The sequence below is a fragment of the Xenorhabdus sp. SGI240 genome (assembly GCF_040081915.1).
Taxonomy (GTDB): Bacteria; Pseudomonadota; Gammaproteobacteria; order Enterobacterales; family Enterobacteriaceae; genus Xenorhabdus; species Xenorhabdus bakwenae.
In genome coordinates this window covers 1-16,710 of sequence record NZ_JBEBMB010000118.1, presented here as the reverse complement: position 1 = coordinate 16,710, position 16,710 = coordinate 1, and the positions used below count along the sequence as shown (strand labels likewise).

The window sequence follows — 16,710 nt, the reverse complement described above, 5'->3', positions numbered from 1 at the left end:
AAAAACCTTAATAATTTGAAAACTAAACATGTAGAACAGTATGTTAGTGCCCGTTTATCTCAGGGAATAGCCAAGTGCACTGTGCAAAATGAAATGGCTGCGCTGCGCAATATTTTCCGCATGGCAGGCCGGGAGAAACTCGAAACCTCGCCGCGTTTAAGCAATCAGGCATTGGGATTAGGCGGAACCAGCCGCGCCGGAACGAAACAGGCGATCCCTGATGCCACATTTCAGGTTGTTTATCAGACAGCACTTGAACGTGATGCCGGATTTGCCGTCACACTGAAACTCGCCCGATTGCTGGGATTACGTTCTCAGGAAGCGGTGCAATGCAGTGCTTCACTGAAGAGCTGGCGCAAACAGTTAGAACAACCAGAGCCAAAACTGCATGTTGTTTTCGGTACAAAGGGCGGTCGGCCAAGGCAAACCCGTATCTTGAATGTTGCGGCGGTGAAAGAAGCTGTCGGGCAGGCTATTGCCATTGCAGAACAACGAGGCGGCAGGTTGATTGATAAGCCGGATCTCAAGCAGGCCATGAACTACTGGCGGACACAGACCACAAGAATTGGTTTAACAGGCTGCCATTCTCCCCATAGTTTGCGCTATGCCTGGGCGCAGGATGCATTGGCTTTTTACCAACAACATGGTTTTAGCCGTCAGGAAGCAAGGGCACTGGTATCAATGGATTTGGGGCATGGTGACGGCCGTGGGCGTTATGTTGAACGGGTTTATAACCGTTCAACTTAGTCGTCCGGTTATTGAGTTAGATAAAACAATCAGTTAAAGTATTTCCGCCATTAGCAAAATCTAGTGGTCAAGGTTTAGCAGCCTTGAGATCAACCACTGGTAAGGATAGTTTCTTGCCAGTGTGCCTGCGTTCGCCTTTTCAATGGTGATTCAGGCAGGGGAGACTCACGTCTCGCCGGAAGTTGATCCCGGTCTGCTAACCCTGCCTTGAATCACCACCATCAATGATGAATTAATGGAAAGGGGTAACAGGAATGAATAACAACGCTAGAAATGACTGGCATCAGGCCGATATCATCGCAGCATTACGTAAACGTGGCACAACCTTAGCGGCTCTCTCTCGTGAAGCCGGACTCAGTTCATCAACCTTAGCAAATGCACTCAGCAGGCAGTGGCCTAAAGGCGAATGGATCATCGCTAACTATCTCGAAATACATCCTTCTGAGATCTGGCCGAGTCGCTATTTTGATCAACGTGGTCAACTAATTGAACGTAAGGTTCGCAATAAGTCATAAAAATAGTCAGTCCTTCATTTAAAAATCACAGGGAAGATAGCCGTAGCGGGGTATCTTCTCACTCGCAGAAACAGTCATTACTATTTTCTCAATAACTCCTGATACAATACATTGCACCGCTTCATAGAGTTGGAACGGCTAGGGGACTAACCTGATTTTGATTGTGGAAGCGTCGGATCACAGGTCGAAAAAATACCAACAGAATAATAATATTGGTGGAGCTTCTTAGCACAAAGTAAGTTGTATAGGAGTTTGTATAAAATTTAAAACAGTATGAGTATTTATATTTAATATCAATTAATTAAATAATTAATTCTATGCAGTACGCAAACATAGCATTAAAGTTGTGCTTATGGACACTGAACTTGATAAACTCAGCCATCTTTGCATAATTGCGCTCTCTTTGGGCAATCCCTAGGTATATAAAGTCCCGGATGCCTGAAAAAATGTCTTTAAAACTGACAGAAAGTACCATGATAAATAACGTAATTTCACCGGAATATAATGAAAATGGCAGGGCTTTGCGCCGTGTCCGCAGTTTTGTACGTCGGCAGGGACGGTTAACGAGTCGTCAGCAGCAAGCACTTGATAATGTCTGGCCAAAGATGGGTGTGGACTATCAGGCAGAATTGTCTGATATGGAAGAAATCTTTGGCCGTGAAGCCCCTGTTGTGCTGGAAATCGGTTTTGGTATGGGGGCATCATTGGTCACAATGGCAAGCGAAAATCCAGATAAAAACTTTTGGGGAATCGAAGTTCATGCGCCGGGAGTTGGGGCGTGTTTGGCATCCGCAGAAGATGAAAATCTCAGTAATCTGCGAGTGATGTGCCACGATGCCATTGAAGTGCTGAATAATATGATCCCGGATCAGAGTCTGGCGATGGTTCAGCTTTTCTTCCCTGATCCATGGCATAAAGCACGTCATAATAAGCGTCGGATTGTGCAGCCTGAATTTGCTCAACTGATTAAAAGTAAACTGAGAATCGGCGGTGTCTTCCATATGGCCACCGACTGGCAGCCTTATGCAGAGCATATGCTGGAGGTGATGAGTATCGCAGAAGGGTATCGCAACTTATCGGAAAACAGTGATTATGTGCCACGTCCTGAGTCGCGCCCGGTCACAAAATTTGAGACACGTGGTCAGCGATTAGGCCATGGCGTATGGGATTTAATGTTTGAGAGGGTAAAATAATGGCTAAAAACCGTAGTCGTCGTCTGCGTAAAAAATTACGTATTGATGAATTTCAGGAATTGGGTTTTTCAGTAAAGTGGAGTTTTCCGGCTGATACCTCCGTTGAGGTTGTTGATAGCACGGTTGATGCCTTAATTGAAGAACTGATCGAGCCAAATGGACTTGCTCTGGATGCCAGCGGTTATTTGCAATGGGAAGGCATTATCTGCCTGCAAAAAATCGGCAAATGTACGGTAGAACAGTGCCAGTTGGTTGAGAATTGGCTGAAAGATCGCGGTATGAAAGACGTTATCACATCTGAACTGTTTGATGTGTGGTGGGATTGATTCGCTGTTGCATAAGAAAAAGCGTATTACGTAAAAATAGCGCTGTATGCAGGGGCTCTTTGGGAGTCCCTGTTTGTCTGGAGAAAAAGTGGTGAAGGTAAGGTTCTCTAATTCGTTGTTGGCAGATATCTTAGAAGAAGTACGCCCTTTGATTGGTCAGGGAAAAGTAGCAGATTACATTCCTGCTCTGGCAGAAGTTCCGGCAAACAGTTTGGCAATGGCCATTTGTACGGTAGATGGGCAAATTTTTAAAGCGGGAGATGCAGAAAAACGCTTCTCCGTCCAATCCATTTCTAAAGTGTTGAGCTTAACATTAGCGATGACTCGTTATAAGGAAGAGGATATCTGGCAACGGGTGGGTACGGAACCTTCAGGACAGCCGTTTAACTCATTGGTACAGTTGGAGTTGGAAAAGGGAATTCCCCGCAACCCTTTTATTAATGCGGGAGCCTTGATTATTTGCGATATGCTGCAATCCCGCTTGAGTGCGCCTAAACATCGAATGCTGGAGTTTGTCCGTAGCCTCACTGGGCAAAAAAATATTTCCTATGATGATATCGTTGCCCGTTCAGAAATGGAGCATTCAAGCCGCAATGCTGCGATAGCTTACCTGATGAAATCATTCGGTAACTTTGAGAATGATGTCATTACTGTTCTGCAAACATACTTTCAATACTGCGCTTTAAAAATGAATTGTGTTGAATTGGCTCAATGTTTTATTTATTTAGCCAATAAGGGACGAATGATGGGTTCCGACCAACAAATTTTAAGTCTTCGACAAACTCGCCAGATTAACGCGCTTATGTTGACATGTGGTATGTACGATGGTTCTGGTGAGTTTGCTTTCAGGATCGGTATGCCAGGGAAATCGGGGGTTGGTGGCGGTATTATCTGTGTGGTTCCGGGAGAGTTTACGGTTGCGGTGTGGTCGCCTGAACTGGATAAATCCGGTAACTCATTGGCAGGTTGTGCGGCACTGGAAAAATTAGCCGGGCGTATTGGACGCTCTATTTTTTAACCTTTCAGTGTTTTAACCTTAGAAATCAGGAGAACATATGTTACGCAGGATCACGATTGCGGCATCATTGTTATTTGTGTCCCAGGCCATGATTACTCAGGCACAGGCAAGTTCTGAATGTCATGCGACGCTTAATGATGACATTATTGTCACACCAAATTCTGTCCAGATTACAGGGGCGAGTGGAAACTTAAAGATATTGCCTGATGGTTCCATAACCAGAGACGGCAAGGTGTTATCGCTGAATATAGAACAACGTAGCAAAGCCCTGCAATATCAACAGACGATCCGTCAGAATTTGCCCTGGGTTAAGCAAGAAGCGCTAAGTCATTTGACGAATGCACGGCAGTCACTGGACAAAGTGGTAGTCGAAACAATGGGTAAGGAAAGTAATATCCGTAACCGTCTATCTCAATTGGAATCAGGTCTCAGTAAACAAGTTGATAAAGTGATTGAAACCCGTGCTAATGGTTTTGCTTTTAATGCTCAGGCAGTCAAACAGGTAGAACCTGAAGGCCGAAAACTGATTGAACAGAGCCTTGGTGGTATTTTGCAAGATAGCATTAACGAAATGAGCCGTAAAAATAGCGAGCAGAATGGTGACGGCAAACAGATGCTAATGTCTCTTCTTGGCGGGTTAGGCGGCATGCAAAATGGTTTTGATGCAGAATGGAAAAAACAGGAACAAGAATTAAAACGTTTAAAAGCGGAAGTGTGTAGCAAAGCCAGTCAATTAGAACAACAACGCATTAGTCTTATGAATGCGATTAAGTGAAATAGGCTGCTTACCTTCAAAGCAAATAGGAATCAATATGAAATTGATTCTTATTTTGTTGACATATTAACGCTGCCACCTAGAATGCAAGTCACCTCTTATTAATAGGCTTAATTTAGGTGTAACTAATGAAAAAAATCCTGCCCATTATTATTGCATCACTGCTTTCTGCTACCAGTTACTCTGCATTCAGTCAGTCACCAGAATTATTTACGCCAAATTCAGTGACCGCTCAGTCTGGTGATTACGCCACGGTAAAACATCTTTCCGGTGAAACTCAGGTTAAAAAGAATCCCAAACGGGTGGTTTTGTTCGATTTTGGAACGTACGATTCGATGGTGAAACTGGGATTGTCTGATCGGGTGATTGCATTACCCATTAATAATTTACCTGAATATGTGCGTAATGGTGTGCCCGCAACTATGCACAATGCCGGGGGAATGAAAGAGCCAAATTTGGAAGAATTAGCGGAAATCAAACCAGATTTGATTGTTATTACTGGTCGTCAAGGTGCTTTCTATGAAAGTCTGTCACAAATAGCACCCACCATTAATTTAAGCATGGACAATAAAAATTACCAATCATCCGTTGGTAGTAATCTCAAATTGTTGGGTGAACTATTTAATAAGCAGGATACCGTGAAAGCCCAATTTGCTGATTTGGAAAAAACGATTGTAGCCGCTCAGGAAAAAGCGAAAGTAGCGAACAAAAAAGTATTAGTATTACTGCATAATGCGGGTGAATTATACCCTAATAATCAGGCTGTTGTTTATAATGTGATGAAAGCGCCTCGTGCTGTATTGCCGGCTAAATCGGACAAAGACAAAAGCCGGGCTGTGACGGCGGATATGATTGCACAAGCTAACCCTGATGTGATTTTTATTATCGACCGGAGTGAAGCCATTGGTGCAGGTAAGTTAGAAAAAGCGCAGTTTGAAAATGATCAAGTCAAATCAACGCATGCCTATAAAAACGGCAAGATAGTGTACTTACAGCCTGATCTCTGGTACTTGTCTGGTGGTGGTTTGGATAGCATGACGCGACAAATCAATGCCGTTGCTAATGCATTGTAAATTCGTAAATTAAAATTCTTTTCCTTTGGCTTTACCCTGAGGTCTGCATAGTCAGATTTCGGGGTAGTTTTATTATTTGTTAAGCCATCAGAGAAAGAGATCCTGCCGACATCGCTTCGTGACTCACTTATTATTCCTAAATTGTTATTGTTCCTAAATTGAAACAATCAAGTTAAATCATGACTTAGCCTTGCGGCACAGAAAATCTGCGTTAGGATATTTCAAAAGGCATCCAATGGGGAACATAAGCATGATTATTAGTTCAACTGAATTTAAGAATAATGATTTCTTGAAAAAAGAGCATGAATTTAATCAATTTGATGGCAATGGTGATAACCGTTCCCCCGAAATTTCCTGGGCGGACGCACCAGCCGGAACCCAAAGTTTTGCGATAACTGTCTATGATCCTGATGCACCAACAGGTAGTGGCTTCTGGCATTGGGTCGCTTTCGATATTCCCGTTGAAACACAATCCTTACCTGCAAATGCCGGGCAAAGTGATGGTAGCCAATTACCAATCGGTACAATTCAGAGCAGAAATGATTATGGTCTGTTTGGTTTCGGTGGTTGTTGTCCGCCTGTGGGGGATAAAGCCCATCGCTATATTTTTACTGTACATGCCTTATCGGTAGAAATACTACCGGGAGTTGATGCTGAAACAACCAATGCCGTTGCGCGTTTTATGATCCAAGCCAATACCTTGGCAACAGCTTCGATTACCGGTTACTACCAGCGTTAACCGATTAATAATTCTTCCGTTTCCAGTAAGGAGTATCAATATGAGCAGCAAAAAAATTCAATGGAACTATGGGTTACAGCCGGAAGCGGTAGAGATCCTTTCTAATAACGGCGGTATGATCGTCTGCCCAACTAAAGTTGGCTACATTATCATGACATCTGACGCACAAGGTCTGGAGCGTAAATTTGAAGCTAAACAGCGTAATCGTAACAAGCCCGGTGTGGTTTTATGTGGTTCTTTGGAACAGTTGAAAGAGCTGGCTCAACTTAACGCGGAAATTGAAGAACTGTATCAAAGACATTGGGATGAAGACGTACTGTTAGGTTGTATTTTGCCGTGGAAAGAAGAAGCGATAGCCCGTATCCCGGATGATGGTTCTAAAGAACTGATGATGGATCAGCGTGGTACGAGCTGTTTCGTGATTAAATTTGGCAAGCCCGGCGAAATTCTGGCGAAAGAACTGTGGGATAAATATGGCAAATTCTCTTTTGCCAGTTCAGCTAACCCATCGGGTAAGGGGAATCGTGGACTGGTTGAATGTATCGGTGAGAGGATAGAAGAGCGGGCCGATCTGATTATCTGTGCTAATGACTATGTTAAATCTATCCAGCAAAATGAAACTGAGCAAACCCGTTATGAACAAGGCGTTATGGTTTCAATGGTCGATGACGATGGTCAATTAGTTCCGCTGCAACAAGGGCAACGCGATATTACCCCGTGTCCGGTATTAATCCGCAAGGGATTGGATGTACATAAAATCATGGCGATGATGTCTGATATTTTCACGACTTGGGATTATCGTCACGGCAATTACTATTAATTATTGTTGATTAATACTTCTTACAGAGAATATCTTTGGCGGGTGCAGTTGTACCCGCATTAATATCCGTAGCTACGCTTTTTTTCCGTTCTCCAAATCTTGCCTTAATTTGCGCTGCAAAGAATTTGCAAACTGTTGTACACGCGAAGATAGCGTATCTTCTGATTTAAACAGTATCCATGCCTGGTAAACATCCATGTTCCATTCTGGGAGAAGCCGTACTAATTCCCCTTCTGCCACAGCTTCATGGGTAACATAGTCGGGTAGATAGGCAATGCCAGCCCCAGCCAGAGCGGAACGCATTAACGCCACACTGTTATTGATACGAAACCGACTGCGCACTTCAATATCGAGCTTATTTCTTTCCTTACGGAATGGCAGGGAAATAGTATGTGCAGGGCCACGAAATAGCAGGTAATCGTAACGAGGAAGATCTTCGGGTTTCTCTATTGCGGAAAATTGGGTTACATAGTCTGGGGTAGCGTAAAGTCCCCACGTGATATCAATTAAAGGCATGACAAGTGGATATTGTGGCGTTTCACGCCCTATGATGATGGCAATATCGCATTGGTCTTCTTCCATATTAATGGTTCGGTCGGTTAGTTCCAGATCAACGCTGATATGAATATTTCCGGCGATAAAGTGATTCAGGGCGGGTACAATACATTGGCTGCCAAAGGAGACTGGAGCAATCAAGCGTAAACTGCCCATCGGTTGTTCATGGAAATTACGGATAAAATGTTCAGCATTTTGGGCTTCGGTAAGGAGCCGGTGGCAGTATTGGTAATAACTCATCCCGACTTCTGTCACTTGAATTTTGCGCGTAGTGCGGTTGAGCAATTGGATGCCTAACCTTACTTCCAATTGTGCAATCTCTCGGCTGACGGAAGATTTAGATAACTTTAACGATCGTGCTGCTTCAGTAAAACTCAGTGTCTCTACAACACGGGCAAAGACCACCATTGAGGTAAGATTCTCAATATTATTCATGTAATAACCTGATGATTTACGCGTGGGAACCACCCTATAACATATCACATAACCTATAGTGACGTGCCAAATTCAATGGATAAGAATTTCCCATTTTGTGAACAACTGTCCCATACTGGAAACAGTGAGCGATGCAATGGTATTTCCCTACGTTAAGGCGTTGTAATCTTGTTAGGATGACAATCTATTGAGTCTGTTTTTATCTTTCGGAGGGCAATGTGAGATGAGCCAAACTATGACACAAAAAATTCTTGCACGGGCAAGCGGGCGAGCACAAGTCACTCCGGGTGAAGTGGTTTGGGCAAAAGTGGATATTCTGATGTCTCACGATCCCTGCACACCAGGTGTAGCCAGCGTATTTAAAAAGGAGTTCGGGCAAGATGCAAAGATATGGGACCCTGAACGCTTTATTTTGATCCCGGACCATTTTGTCTATTCGGCTGACTCACAAGCTAACCAGAACATTCGGGTTATGCGTGAATTTGCTGCTGAACAGAACATAAAATATTTTTATGACGTTGGAACGCCCAAATATAAAGGTGTATGCCATATAGGGCTTGCAGAAGGAGGGCATATTCGCCCCGGAGAAGTGTTACTGGGTACAGATTCTCATACGGTGACTGCGGGTGCTTTTGGGGCATTTGCCATTGGGTTAGGTATTACTGACGCCGCTTATGCGTTAGGAACGGGAGAAATTCCGCTTAAGGTGCCAACAACCATTCGGGTCAATTTTACCGGAACCAAGCCAGCCCATGTTTTGGCTAAGGACATGATCTTATCTGTATTGTCAGAGTTGACGGTTGATGGTGCGACCTATCAGGCCATAGAGTTTGGCGGTAACGTCATTGATGAGTTATCGGTAGAAGAACGCATGACAATTTGCAATATGGTTGTTGAGTGTGGGGCGAAAAACGGCATTATGGTGCCCAATCAGGCGACCCTGGATTATCTGGCAGAACGCAATCATCTCCCGTTTGACATTGTCTACCCTGACGAGGATGCACAATATAGCCGTGTGTTAAATATTGATGTTTCCACGATGCAACCAAAGATTGCCAAACCCCATTCGCCGGATAACGTCGTTTCTATTGATCAAGTCGCTAATGTCGCCATTTCTCAGGCATATATTGGATCTTGTACGGGGGGCAAGCTGGCGGATTTTGTTGCGGCCGCGCGCGTTATCAAAGGGCATAAAGTCGCAATTCCGACTTATGCAGTCCCTGCAACAAAAGAAGTTTTCCATCAAACGATTACCACCCAAATCGATGGTGTTTCTGTCTATCAAATTTTAAGTGATGCAGGTGTGAAACTTTCCGCTGAATCAGGATGTGCAGCTTGTTGTGGTGGCCCGCCAGACACGTTTGGCCGTGTCAATGATCCAATATCAGTGATATCCACTACCAATCGTAACTTTGTCGGCAGAATGGGGCATAAACGTGCCAACATTTATCTGGCTTCCCCTTATTCTGTTGCCGCGGCAGCTATTACTGGTCAAATAACAAATCCTGAGGAGTTTTTATGAGTGAGTTAAAGGACAATATCATTCGGGGTGAGGTGTATGTCTTGACCGATAATATTGATACTGACCAGATCCTTTCAGCCGAGTATCTCAAGGTCAACCCTTCCACTCCTGAAGGGTATGCCCAACTGGCTTCGCTGGCAATGTGTGGATTACCGGAAGGTTCATTGCCTTTTATTGATGAAAGTCAAGGAAAAGCGAAATATCCGATCATTGTGGCAGGGCAGAATTTTGGCTGTGGATCTTCGCGTGAACATGCTGTGGCTGCATTAGGTGCTTCGGGTGTGAAAGCGGTTCTTGCCCAATCTTATGCTCGTATATTCTTCCGAAATTGTGTATCAACCGGAGAGTTATTGCCTGTTGCAGCTCAAGAGCGCTTGTGTGAAAAATTAGTCACGGGAGACAGTATTGAGATTGATATTGAAAACCAGACAGTCATTCTGCTGAAAGAGGGTGAAAAATATCAAACCGATCCTATTGGTGAACTTGCTAATATTGTCTCTGCCGGAGGGCTATTTTCTTACGCTCGTGCGTCGGGAAGAATTAAATAGTATGAAAAAACTGCACCCCTGAATTTTAAGGTGCAGTTCTTTTCCTAAAGAAACAGCTCCAGTAAGGAATTCAGGAATAGTTTTCCGTGCTTAGTGATTTGCCAGTGTGTATCTCTTTCCGTGATATAACCTTTCGACAATGCTTCGTCAATTTGTGGGCGAATGGCACTTTCCGGTAAACCAGTGAAATCCCTGAAATCCTGACGTGGCATCGATTCCAGCAAGCGGAAACGGTTCATGAAAAATTCAAATGGACGATCTTTATTATCCACCTGATTTTGTTGATCCAGATAACGCCCTTGCATATAACCGCGTGGATGTTTGGTTTTCACGGTACGGAGAATACGACCATCGGCAAACGAAATCTTACCATGTGCGCCACAACCAATCCCCAGATAATCACCGAAACGCCAGTAATTGAGATTATGCTGACATTGATAACCCGGTTTGGCATAGGCCGAAGTCTCATATTGTTGATAACCTGCTTCCGTCAGTAATTGATGGCCTTGGGAAAAAATATCCCATAACGCATCATCATCCGGTAAAACCGGAGGGCGGGAGCCAAAACGGGTATTGGGTTCAATCGTCAGTTGATACCAGGACAGATGGGGGGGAGATAGCTCAATAGCCTGACGCAAATCATCCAGTGCTTCATGGAGTGTCTGGTTGGGCAAGCCATGCATCAAATCCAGATTAAAACTGCGTAATCCAAGCCCGTCAGCCAATTGTGCTGCTCGTCTGGCCTCTTCCGGGCCATGAATACGCCCTAAACGGATAAGTTTATCTGAACCGAAACTTTGTACGCCGATGGAGATGCGATTAATCCCTGCCTGCTGATAAGCACTGAAACGATCGGCTTCAACGGTTCCCGGATTGGCTTCCATCGTAATCTCTGCTTGCGGCGAGAGTGCCAGTGAAGCCCTGACGCCATCAAGCAATCGCTGCATACCTCCGGCGCTTAACAGGCTAGGGGTTCCTCCACCGATAAAAATCGTTGATACCTCACGATCACCAATCATTGGCAGATCCGCTTGTAAATCTGCCAATAGATGTTCGACATATTCTTGATGCGGTACATCCCCTTTTAAGGCATGTGAATTAAAGTCACAATAAGGGCATTTTTGCACGCACCACGGAATATGAATATAAAGACTCAGAGGTGGCAACTTAAGCATTACGCATGGCTTCCAACAACATTGCTAATGCTTTCCCACGGTGTGAAACGGCATTTTTTTGCTCACGGGTTAGCCCGGCTGCTGTACAGTCAAATTCAGGCGCATAAAAAACGGGATCATAACCAAAACCGCCTTTTCCGGCCGGTTCACGGGTAATCATGCCTGACCAGCGACCATGAAATACCAGAGGAGTCGGATCTTCTGCATGGCGTAAGAAGACCAGCACACAATTGAATTGAGCCTGACGCTGTTCGTCAGGAACATCGTGCATAACTTGCAATAATTTTTCCAGATTCTCCTGATCAGAGGCATTGCTGCCCGCATAGCGAGCGGAATAAATACCTGGCGCACCACCTAATGCGTCAACCGATAACCCTGAATCGTCTGCAATTGCAGGTAACCCCGTCACGGCGGCGGCATGGCGCGCTTTGATGATGGCGTTTTCAATAAAAGTGAGACCTGTTTCATCGGCTGGATCCACACCTGATTCAGTTTGCGCCACGATATCTAAGCCAAAATCAGCTAATAAATCAGCCAATTCGCGTACCTTACCTGTATTTCCCGTGGCGAGAATAACTTTTTTCATTGCCATTTATTTAATTAACCTGTGTATCCCATTAATTTATTTAATTAACCTGCAAATATTGAAGCCAGCCATGCCATCACATCGTAACGCAGGGCATTCAGTGCGTAGAGAATGAGAATGACAATCATGGCAGAGAAATCAAGACCGCCCATAGAAGGGATAATGCGGCGGATAGGTGCCATTAGTGGTTCAGTTAATTGAAGCAGGACATAGTCCACCGGGTTACGTCCCTGGCTGATCCAGCTTAATAACGCACGGGCGATCACTAACCAGAATACGAGCTTTCCGACAGCGGTCAGTAATTCAATCAATCCAAACAAAAATATGGCACCAGAAGGAATGAGAAATTGCCCTGTGGCTAACCATATAGGCAACAAGATCTTGATAAGAATCAGCAGATAAGAGAGAAGCACTGACGTGGTATCAATGGGACCAATGGCAGGAATGAATCTGCGTAATGGACGTACCACAGGTTGGGTAATTTTAACGATAAATTGTGAGAATGGATTATAAAAATCACAACGTGCCCACTGCATCCAGACACGCAGCAGTAAAACGGCGATATATAAATCCAGAACGGTGAAAAAGACGAAATTTAAGAATTGCATGTAGCAGCCCTGATTGAATTAAACCAATTGAATTAAAATAATTTTTCCATTTCCTGTGCCCGGCGGATAGCGCCTTGCATGGCATTGGACACAATTTCAGGCATCCTGCCTTCATAAAAAATGCGTAATGCTTCAGCCGTTGTACCGCCTTTAGATGTTACCTGCTCACGCAGGATAGCAAAAGGAAGATCTTTTTGCGTTTCAGCAAGTTTAGCTGAACCTATGGCTGCTTGCAGGACAAGTTCTCTGGCTGTTTCACTGTCAAATCCCAGACGTTCCGCTTCTTGTTGCATCGATTCCATGAACAGGAAGAAATAAGCAGGGGCACTGCCTGCGATGGCGATAATATCGTTGATACCGTTTTCATCATTGACCCAGCAGACTTTCCCGACACAGCTCATTAGCGATGCTGCAAAGTTGCGATCAGCCTGCCCGATATGCTCTGGTGCAAACAACCCACTCATCCCTTGCCCTACAAGTGAAGGGGTATTTGGCATGATGCGGATAATATTGAGGTTATCTTGCAAGAGCGTATAAAAACGAGGAACGGGAATACCAGCAGCAATAGAAATAACCAGTTTTCCATTGAAATCGACGTGTGAGTACAGTGATCCACAAACTTCTGCCATCATTTGCGGTTTAACTGCCAGAACGATGACACTGGCTTCTTGCGCGTAACGAATATTATCGCTCTGACTATTAATGCCATATTCTTTTGCCAGCACATCACGGCGGGTGGTAGTTGGAGAACACACAGTGATGAGTTCAGCAGGATAACCTTTTCTGACTAACCCGGCAATGATGGCATGAGCCATATTTCCTGCGCCAATAAAGGTGATTTTACGATTTTCCATCAGATAATCTCGTCTATTAATCAGTTAATTTCAGGTATTGAATCAGGTGGTTTTCATTTTCTATATTAAGACTTGTACTGACGGACACCGAATATTGCCGTTCCAATCCGAACCAGTGTGGAACCACAAGTAATGGCGGCCTCCATATCATCCGTCATACCCATTGATAGTGTATCAACGTGAGGATATTTCGCTTTTAGCCCAATAAATGCGTGTTCCATTTGGTGAAAAATGGCTATTTGGTGTTTAAAGTTATTTGCCGGTGCAGGTATTGCCATCAAGCCGCGCAATACCATATTAGGTAATCCATTAATAGTTGCAGCCAATTCGGTTAACTCTTCCAGTAAAATGCCAGATTTGCTCTCTTCTCCACTGATATTAATCTGGATCAGGATATTAAGAGGCGGCCTGTTTTCAGGACGTTGTTCGCTTAAACGTTGGGCAATTTTTACCCTGTCAACGGTATGGCACCAATCAAAATTTTCTGCCACCAGGCGACTCTTGTTAGATTGTAATGGGCCAATAAAGTGCCATACTAAATCGTCACGGTTATTAAAGTGTTGGATTTTTTCAACCCCTTCCTGAACGTAATTCTCACCAAATTCTCGCTGGCCATTGGCTATAGCTTCTGCGATGGCATCCACAGGTTTGGTTTTACTGACTGCAAGCAAGGTAATTTCTTCTGGAGAACGTCCGCATTTTTGCGCTGCAAGTGTCATGCGGTTCCTGACATCGTGAAGATTTTGTTCGATATTGTTCATAGTTGACTCAGGAGATAAAAAAATGAATATGGGAAAATGGGTGTCCCTTAGTGTAAAGCATAATGCTTCCGATCTGCATCTTTGTGTCGGGCAAGTTCCGGTTTTGCGTATCAATGGTGTGTTATACCCACAAAGACAATGTGAGGAAATTCAATCCAATACCCTTATAACGTGGAGTGAAGAAATATTATCGGATGCGCAGAAACAGCAGTTACATAAGCACGGTCATGTCGATTTTGTGGTAACGATGCCAGATAAACAGCGACTCAGGGGAAATCTGTTTTATCAACAATCTCATTTATCATTGGTATTGCGACTGATTGAGAATAAATGTCCGACATTAGAACAACTCTATGCGCCTGACATTATTCAGCATCTTATTTTGCAGGAGATGAGTGGATTGATATTAGTGACAGGCGCGACGGGAAGCGGTAAGTCAACGACGTTGTCAGCGATGATTAATGCTTTGAATAGCCATGTTTGTAAGCACATCATCATGCTGGAAGATCCCATAGAATTTGTTCACCAAAACCGAAATTGTTTGATACAGCAAAGACAGATGGGTAAAGATGTCACGGATTATCAAACCGCACTAAAAGGCGCATTACGCCAGGATCCTGATGTGATCCTACTGGGAGAATTACGGGATAAGGAGGCGATCAGGTTAGCTCTGACAGCGGCTGAAACGGGGCACTTGGTTTTGTCGACGCTGCATACCCGCGGTGCAATTCAGGCGATAGATCGCTTGGTGGATGTTTTTTGTGCAGAAGAAAAAGGTTGGATTTGCAGTCAGTTGGCTGGAAGTTTAAAGGCAGTAATTTCTCAGCAACTGCTGCCTGCTAAAGAGGGGGGTAGGGTGGCTATTTATGAAGTTTTAGTCATTAATCAGGCTGTTAGTCATTTGATAAGGGAAGGCAAGAATCATCAAATAGCATCATTAATGCAGACAGGGGCAAATTGTGGTATGCAAACTTACGAGCAAAGCCGACAACAACGTAATTCGTTGGGGTTGCTGGGATAAACCGTTTGCAGTAACAGCCATGCCTGATGCTCAGTATGGCTATTACGGACAGGGTTATTATAAGTATTGGTATCACTGATATTGCTGTTCAAACCAGCTTTCCAGAATAATAACCGCAGAAGTGGCATCAACCTTACTTTTATTCAGTGCCTTGTAGCCACCGTGATCAAACAGGTGAGAGCGTGCTTCCACGGTGGTCAATCGTTCATCGTGCAGTTCAACTTGTACTCCGAAGCGCCCATGTATGCGGTTGGCGAATTTACGCGCCTGCGCGGTGACAAGTTGCTCTGTACCATCCATATTGAGTGGCAGGCCAACAATAACCAGATCGGGCAGCCACTCTTTAAGTAGTTTCCCAATAAGTTCCCAATTGGGAGAACCTTCGTTAGCTTTGAAAGAGGTCAATGCCCTGGCTGTACCGGTGATTTCTTGCCCGATGGCAGCGCCAATGCTACGAGTTCCAAAATCAAAAGCAATGATTGTCCGGTTTTTCATCAGGCGTGTCCTGCTTGTGATGAGAGATTATGAATATTAACCCCCAGCAAAGAAGCCGCTTCACGCCAGCGGGTAGTGATAGGGGTATCAAAAATGATGGAAGATTCAGCGCTGACAGTAAGCCAACTGTTTTCCATAATTTCCCTTTCCAACTGACCCGTTTCCCAGCTTGAATATCCAAGGGTCATCAAAATATTTTTCGGTTGGCGCGATGTGCCCAGAGCTTCCAACATATCTTTGGATGTCGTGATCATAGTGTGTTCAGAGATCTGAATACTGGAGCTGAAACCGGATTGCGGCGTATGCAAAATAAAACCGTGCTCTTCAGACAGAGGGCCACCCGCCATCACTGGCCGATTGAGATTGATCGCACTCTCCCTATCCTTAGGGGTGATATCTAATTTTTGTAAGATACTCTGGATAGAAACGCTGGCTATTGGCTTATTGATAATTAAACCCATTGCCCCGTTTTGATCATGTTCGCAGATATAAACCACAGAACGATTGAAATAAGGATCAGAGAGCGAAGGCATGGCAATAAGAAAATGATGCTGTAGATTCATGTGTTTTCTGATAATTATTTTGGCAATGTAAGAATGACTGGCCCACAGTATGGGGGAAAAATATAACCCTTTATACAAGGGCTATACTTATTTTTCAATGAATTAAAACATTATCGGGACGCTATAAACCCCTTTTTTCATCCACGAGTGTGGATGGAATGTGGATGCTTCCTTTTAGTGGATTGAATTTTATAGCATCCTGCAAATAGTCAGGTGCAAAGTGGGCGCATACCATAGTTTGCTGAATGCTGGCATGCCCCATGATTTTCTGTAGAGTCAGTATATTTCCTCCATTCATCATAAAATGAGCGGAGAATGTGTGACGCAGGACGTGTACGGCTTGTCCACGGGGTAAGTCTGTGTAGTGATGTGATGGACGTC

Annotated in this window: 21 protein-coding genes; 12 read left to right on the top strand and 9 right to left on the bottom strand. The window is 44.2% G+C overall.

Features of this window, described 5'->3' with window-relative positions:
- From ABLA76_RS16705 to ABLA76_RS16665, 9 genes are all read left to right on the top strand, one after another.
- Positions 1-747 (top strand): integrase domain-containing protein (locus ABLA76_RS16705; RefSeq protein ID WP_348988790.1); only part of this gene is annotated, 747 nt, incomplete at its 5' end.
- Between the two features lie 254 nt (positions 748-1,001).
- The gene (locus tag ABLA76_RS16700; RefSeq protein ID WP_348988789.1) at positions 1,002-1,262 is read left to right on the top strand and encodes a helix-turn-helix transcriptional regulator; all 261 of its coding nucleotides are present in this window, start codon (positions 1,002-1,004) and stop codon (positions 1,260-1,262) included.
- 473 nt (positions 1,263-1,735) lie between these two features.
- Positions 1,736-2,455 (top strand): tRNA (guanosine(46)-N7)-methyltransferase TrmB, encoded by a 720-nt coding sequence (trmB, locus tag ABLA76_RS16695; RefSeq protein WP_348988788.1) that lies wholly within the window; start codon positions 1,736-1,738, stop codon positions 2,453-2,455.
- A complete protein-coding gene (locus tag ABLA76_RS16690; protein WP_348988787.1) occupies positions 2,455-2,781 on the top strand; it encodes a YggL family protein in 327 nt (108 codons plus the stop codon). Before trmB ends, ABLA76_RS16690 begins: the two co-directional genes overlap by 1 nt.
- 46 nt (positions 2,782-2,827) lie before the next feature.
- On the top strand, positions 2,828-3,799 hold the full coding sequence (gene glsB, locus ABLA76_RS16685; protein ID WP_348988786.1) for a glutaminase B: 972 nt from the start codon (positions 2,828-2,830) through the stop codon (positions 3,797-3,799).
- Between the two features lie 37 nt (positions 3,800-3,836).
- Entirely contained in the window at positions 3,837-4,574 is a 738-nt protein-coding gene (locus tag ABLA76_RS16680) for a DUF2884 family protein (protein ID WP_348988785.1), read from the top strand.
- A 128-nt stretch (positions 4,575-4,702) separates the two neighbouring features.
- Positions 4,703-5,647, top strand: coding sequence for a siderophore ABC transporter substrate-binding protein (locus ABLA76_RS16675; protein ID WP_285810180.1), 945 nt, complete (start codon positions 4,703-4,705; stop codon positions 5,645-5,647).
- A 250-nt stretch (positions 5,648-5,897) separates the two neighbouring features.
- Positions 5,898-6,386 (top strand): YbhB/YbcL family Raf kinase inhibitor-like protein, encoded by a 489-nt coding sequence (locus tag ABLA76_RS16670; protein ID WP_348988784.1) that lies wholly within the window; start codon positions 5,898-5,900, stop codon positions 6,384-6,386.
- Between the two features lie 40 nt (positions 6,387-6,426).
- Positions 6,427-7,206: a Sua5/YciO/YrdC/YwlC family protein gene (locus tag ABLA76_RS16665; RefSeq protein WP_348988783.1), complete on the top strand. Its 780-nt coding sequence runs from the start codon at positions 6,427-6,429 to the stop codon at positions 7,204-7,206.
- A gap of 72 nt (positions 7,207-7,278) precedes the next feature.
- Here the strand turns inward: ABLA76_RS16665 and ABLA76_RS16660 are convergent, their stop codons facing one another.
- The gene (locus ABLA76_RS16660; protein WP_348988782.1) at positions 7,279-8,196 is read right to left on the bottom strand and encodes a LysR substrate-binding domain-containing protein; all 918 of its coding nucleotides are present in this window, start codon (positions 8,194-8,196) and stop codon (positions 7,279-7,281) included.
- A gap of 223 nt (positions 8,197-8,419) precedes the next feature.
- Here ABLA76_RS16660 and ABLA76_RS16655 point away from each other — a divergent pair, with 223 nt between their 5' ends.
- Together ABLA76_RS16655 and ABLA76_RS16650 are read left to right on the top strand one after the other, a co-directional pair.
- The gene (locus ABLA76_RS16655; protein WP_348988781.1) at positions 8,420-9,718 is read left to right on the top strand and encodes an aconitase/3-isopropylmalate dehydratase large subunit family protein; all 1,299 of its coding nucleotides are present in this window, start codon (positions 8,420-8,422) and stop codon (positions 9,716-9,718) included.
- Positions 9,715-10,266, top strand: coding sequence for a 3-isopropylmalate dehydratase (locus ABLA76_RS16650; protein WP_348988780.1), 552 nt, complete (start codon positions 9,715-9,717; stop codon positions 10,264-10,266). Before ABLA76_RS16655 ends, ABLA76_RS16650 begins: the two co-directional genes overlap by 4 nt.
- Before the next feature lie 44 nt (positions 10,267-10,310).
- Here the strand turns inward: ABLA76_RS16650 and hemW are convergent, their stop codons facing one another.
- The 5 genes from hemW to ABLA76_RS16625 all read right to left on the bottom strand — a co-directional run bounded on the left by hemW (position 10,311) and on the right by ABLA76_RS16625 (position 14,250).
- On the bottom strand, positions 10,311-11,441 hold the full coding sequence (hemW, locus tag ABLA76_RS16645; protein WP_348988779.1) for a radical SAM family heme chaperone HemW: 1,131 nt from the start codon (positions 11,439-11,441) through the stop codon (positions 10,311-10,313).
- Positions 11,434-12,027, bottom strand: coding sequence for an XTP/dITP diphosphatase (locus ABLA76_RS16640; protein ID WP_348988791.1), 594 nt, complete (start codon positions 12,025-12,027; stop codon positions 11,434-11,436). The genes hemW and ABLA76_RS16640 overlap by 8 nt, the downstream gene beginning before the upstream one ends.
- Positions 12,028-12,071: 44 nt before the next feature.
- A complete protein-coding gene (locus ABLA76_RS16635; protein ID WP_348988778.1) occupies positions 12,072-12,635 on the bottom strand; it encodes a YggT family protein in 564 nt (187 codons plus the stop codon).
- Between the two features lie 32 nt (positions 12,636-12,667).
- Positions 12,668-13,489 carry a pyrroline-5-carboxylate reductase gene (gene proC / locus ABLA76_RS16630; RefSeq protein WP_348988777.1) on the bottom strand — a complete coding sequence of 274 codons (822 nt, stop codon included), beginning with the start codon at positions 13,487-13,489 and terminating at the stop codon, positions 12,668-12,670.
- A gap of 65 nt (positions 13,490-13,554) precedes the next feature.
- A complete protein-coding gene (locus ABLA76_RS16625; protein WP_348988776.1) occupies positions 13,555-14,250 on the bottom strand; it encodes a YggS family pyridoxal phosphate-dependent enzyme in 696 nt (231 codons plus the stop codon).
- A 22-nt stretch (positions 14,251-14,272) separates the two neighbouring features.
- Here ABLA76_RS16625 and ABLA76_RS16620 point away from each other — a divergent pair, with 22 nt between their 5' ends.
- Entirely contained in the window at positions 14,273-15,271 is a 999-nt protein-coding gene (locus tag ABLA76_RS16620; RefSeq protein ID WP_348988775.1) for a type IV pilus twitching motility protein PilT, read from the top strand.
- Positions 15,272-15,343: 72 nt separating this feature from the next.
- Here ABLA76_RS16620 and ruvX read toward each other — a convergent pair whose 3' ends face one another.
- From ruvX to ABLA76_RS16605, 3 genes are all read right to left on the bottom strand, one after another.
- Positions 15,344-15,766: a Holliday junction resolvase RuvX gene (gene ruvX, locus ABLA76_RS16615; protein ID WP_047770860.1), complete on the bottom strand. Its 423-nt coding sequence runs from the start codon at positions 15,764-15,766 to the stop codon at positions 15,344-15,346.
- Positions 15,766-16,329 (bottom strand): YqgE/AlgH family protein, encoded by a 564-nt coding sequence (locus ABLA76_RS16610; RefSeq protein ID WP_348988774.1) that lies wholly within the window; start codon positions 16,327-16,329, stop codon positions 15,766-15,768. The genes ruvX and ABLA76_RS16610 overlap by 1 nt, the downstream gene beginning before the upstream one ends.
- 121 nt (positions 16,330-16,450) lie before the next feature.
- Positions 16,451-16,710, bottom strand: a 260-nt coding sequence (locus tag ABLA76_RS16605) for a tyrosine-type recombinase/integrase (protein WP_348988773.1), incomplete at its 5' end; no start/stop codon positions are given.

Bases quoted from the DNA above. Each gene is read 5' to 3' on its own strand.
- ABLA76_RS16620 (WP_348988775.1), top strand. From the start codon at position 14,273: ATGAATATGGGAAAATGGGTGTCCCTTAGTGTAAAGCATAATGCTTCC.
- ABLA76_RS16650 (WP_348988780.1), top strand. From the start codon at position 9,715: ATGAGTGAGTTAAAGGACAATATCATTCGGGGTGAGGTGTATGTCTTG.
- ABLA76_RS16655 (WP_348988781.1), top strand. From the start codon at position 8,420: ATGAGCCAAACTATGACACAAAAAATTCTTGCACGGGCAAGCGGGCGA.
- glsB (WP_348988786.1), top strand. From the start codon at position 2,828: ATGCAGGGGCTCTTTGGGAGTCCCTGTTTGTCTGGAGAAAAAGTGGTG.
- ABLA76_RS16625 (WP_348988776.1), bottom strand. From the start codon at position 14,250: ATGAACAATATCGAACAAAATCTTCACGATGTCAGGAACCGCATGACA.
- proC (WP_348988777.1), bottom strand. From the start codon at position 13,489: ATGGAAAATCGTAAAATCACCTTTATTGGCGCAGGAAATATGGCTCAT.
- ABLA76_RS16660 (WP_348988782.1), bottom strand. From the start codon at position 8,196: ATGAATAATATTGAGAATCTTACCTCAATGGTGGTCTTTGCCCGTGTT.
- ruvX (WP_047770860.1), bottom strand. From the start codon at position 15,766: ATGAAAAACCGGACAATCATTGCTTTTGATTTTGGAACTCGTAGCATT.
- ABLA76_RS16610 (WP_348988774.1), bottom strand. From the start codon at position 16,329: ATGAATCTACAGCATCATTTTCTTATTGCCATGCCTTCGCTCTCTGAT.
- ABLA76_RS16680 (WP_348988785.1), top strand. From the start codon at position 3,837: ATGTTACGCAGGATCACGATTGCGGCATCATTGTTATTTGTGTCCCAG.
- ABLA76_RS16690 (WP_348988787.1), top strand. From the start codon at position 2,455: ATGGCTAAAAACCGTAGTCGTCGTCTGCGTAAAAAATTACGTATTGAT.
- ABLA76_RS16635 (WP_348988778.1), bottom strand. From the start codon at position 12,635: ATGCAATTCTTAAATTTCGTCTTTTTCACCGTTCTGGATTTATATATC.
- ABLA76_RS16675 (WP_285810180.1), top strand. From the start codon at position 4,703: ATGAAAAAAATCCTGCCCATTATTATTGCATCACTGCTTTCTGCTACC.
- trmB (WP_348988788.1), top strand. From the start codon at position 1,736: ATGATAAATAACGTAATTTCACCGGAATATAATGAAAATGGCAGGGCT.
- ABLA76_RS16665 (WP_348988783.1), top strand. From the start codon at position 6,427: ATGAGCAGCAAAAAAATTCAATGGAACTATGGGTTACAGCCGGAAGCG.
- ABLA76_RS16670 (WP_348988784.1), top strand. From the start codon at position 5,898: ATGATTATTAGTTCAACTGAATTTAAGAATAATGATTTCTTGAAAAAA.
- hemW (WP_348988779.1), bottom strand. From the start codon at position 11,441: ATGCTTAAGTTGCCACCTCTGAGTCTTTATATTCATATTCCGTGGTGC.
- ABLA76_RS16700 (WP_348988789.1), top strand. From the start codon at position 1,002: ATGAATAACAACGCTAGAAATGACTGGCATCAGGCCGATATCATCGCA.
- ABLA76_RS16640 (WP_348988791.1), bottom strand. From the start codon at position 12,027: ATGAAAAAAGTTATTCTCGCCACGGGAAATACAGGTAAGGTACGCGAA.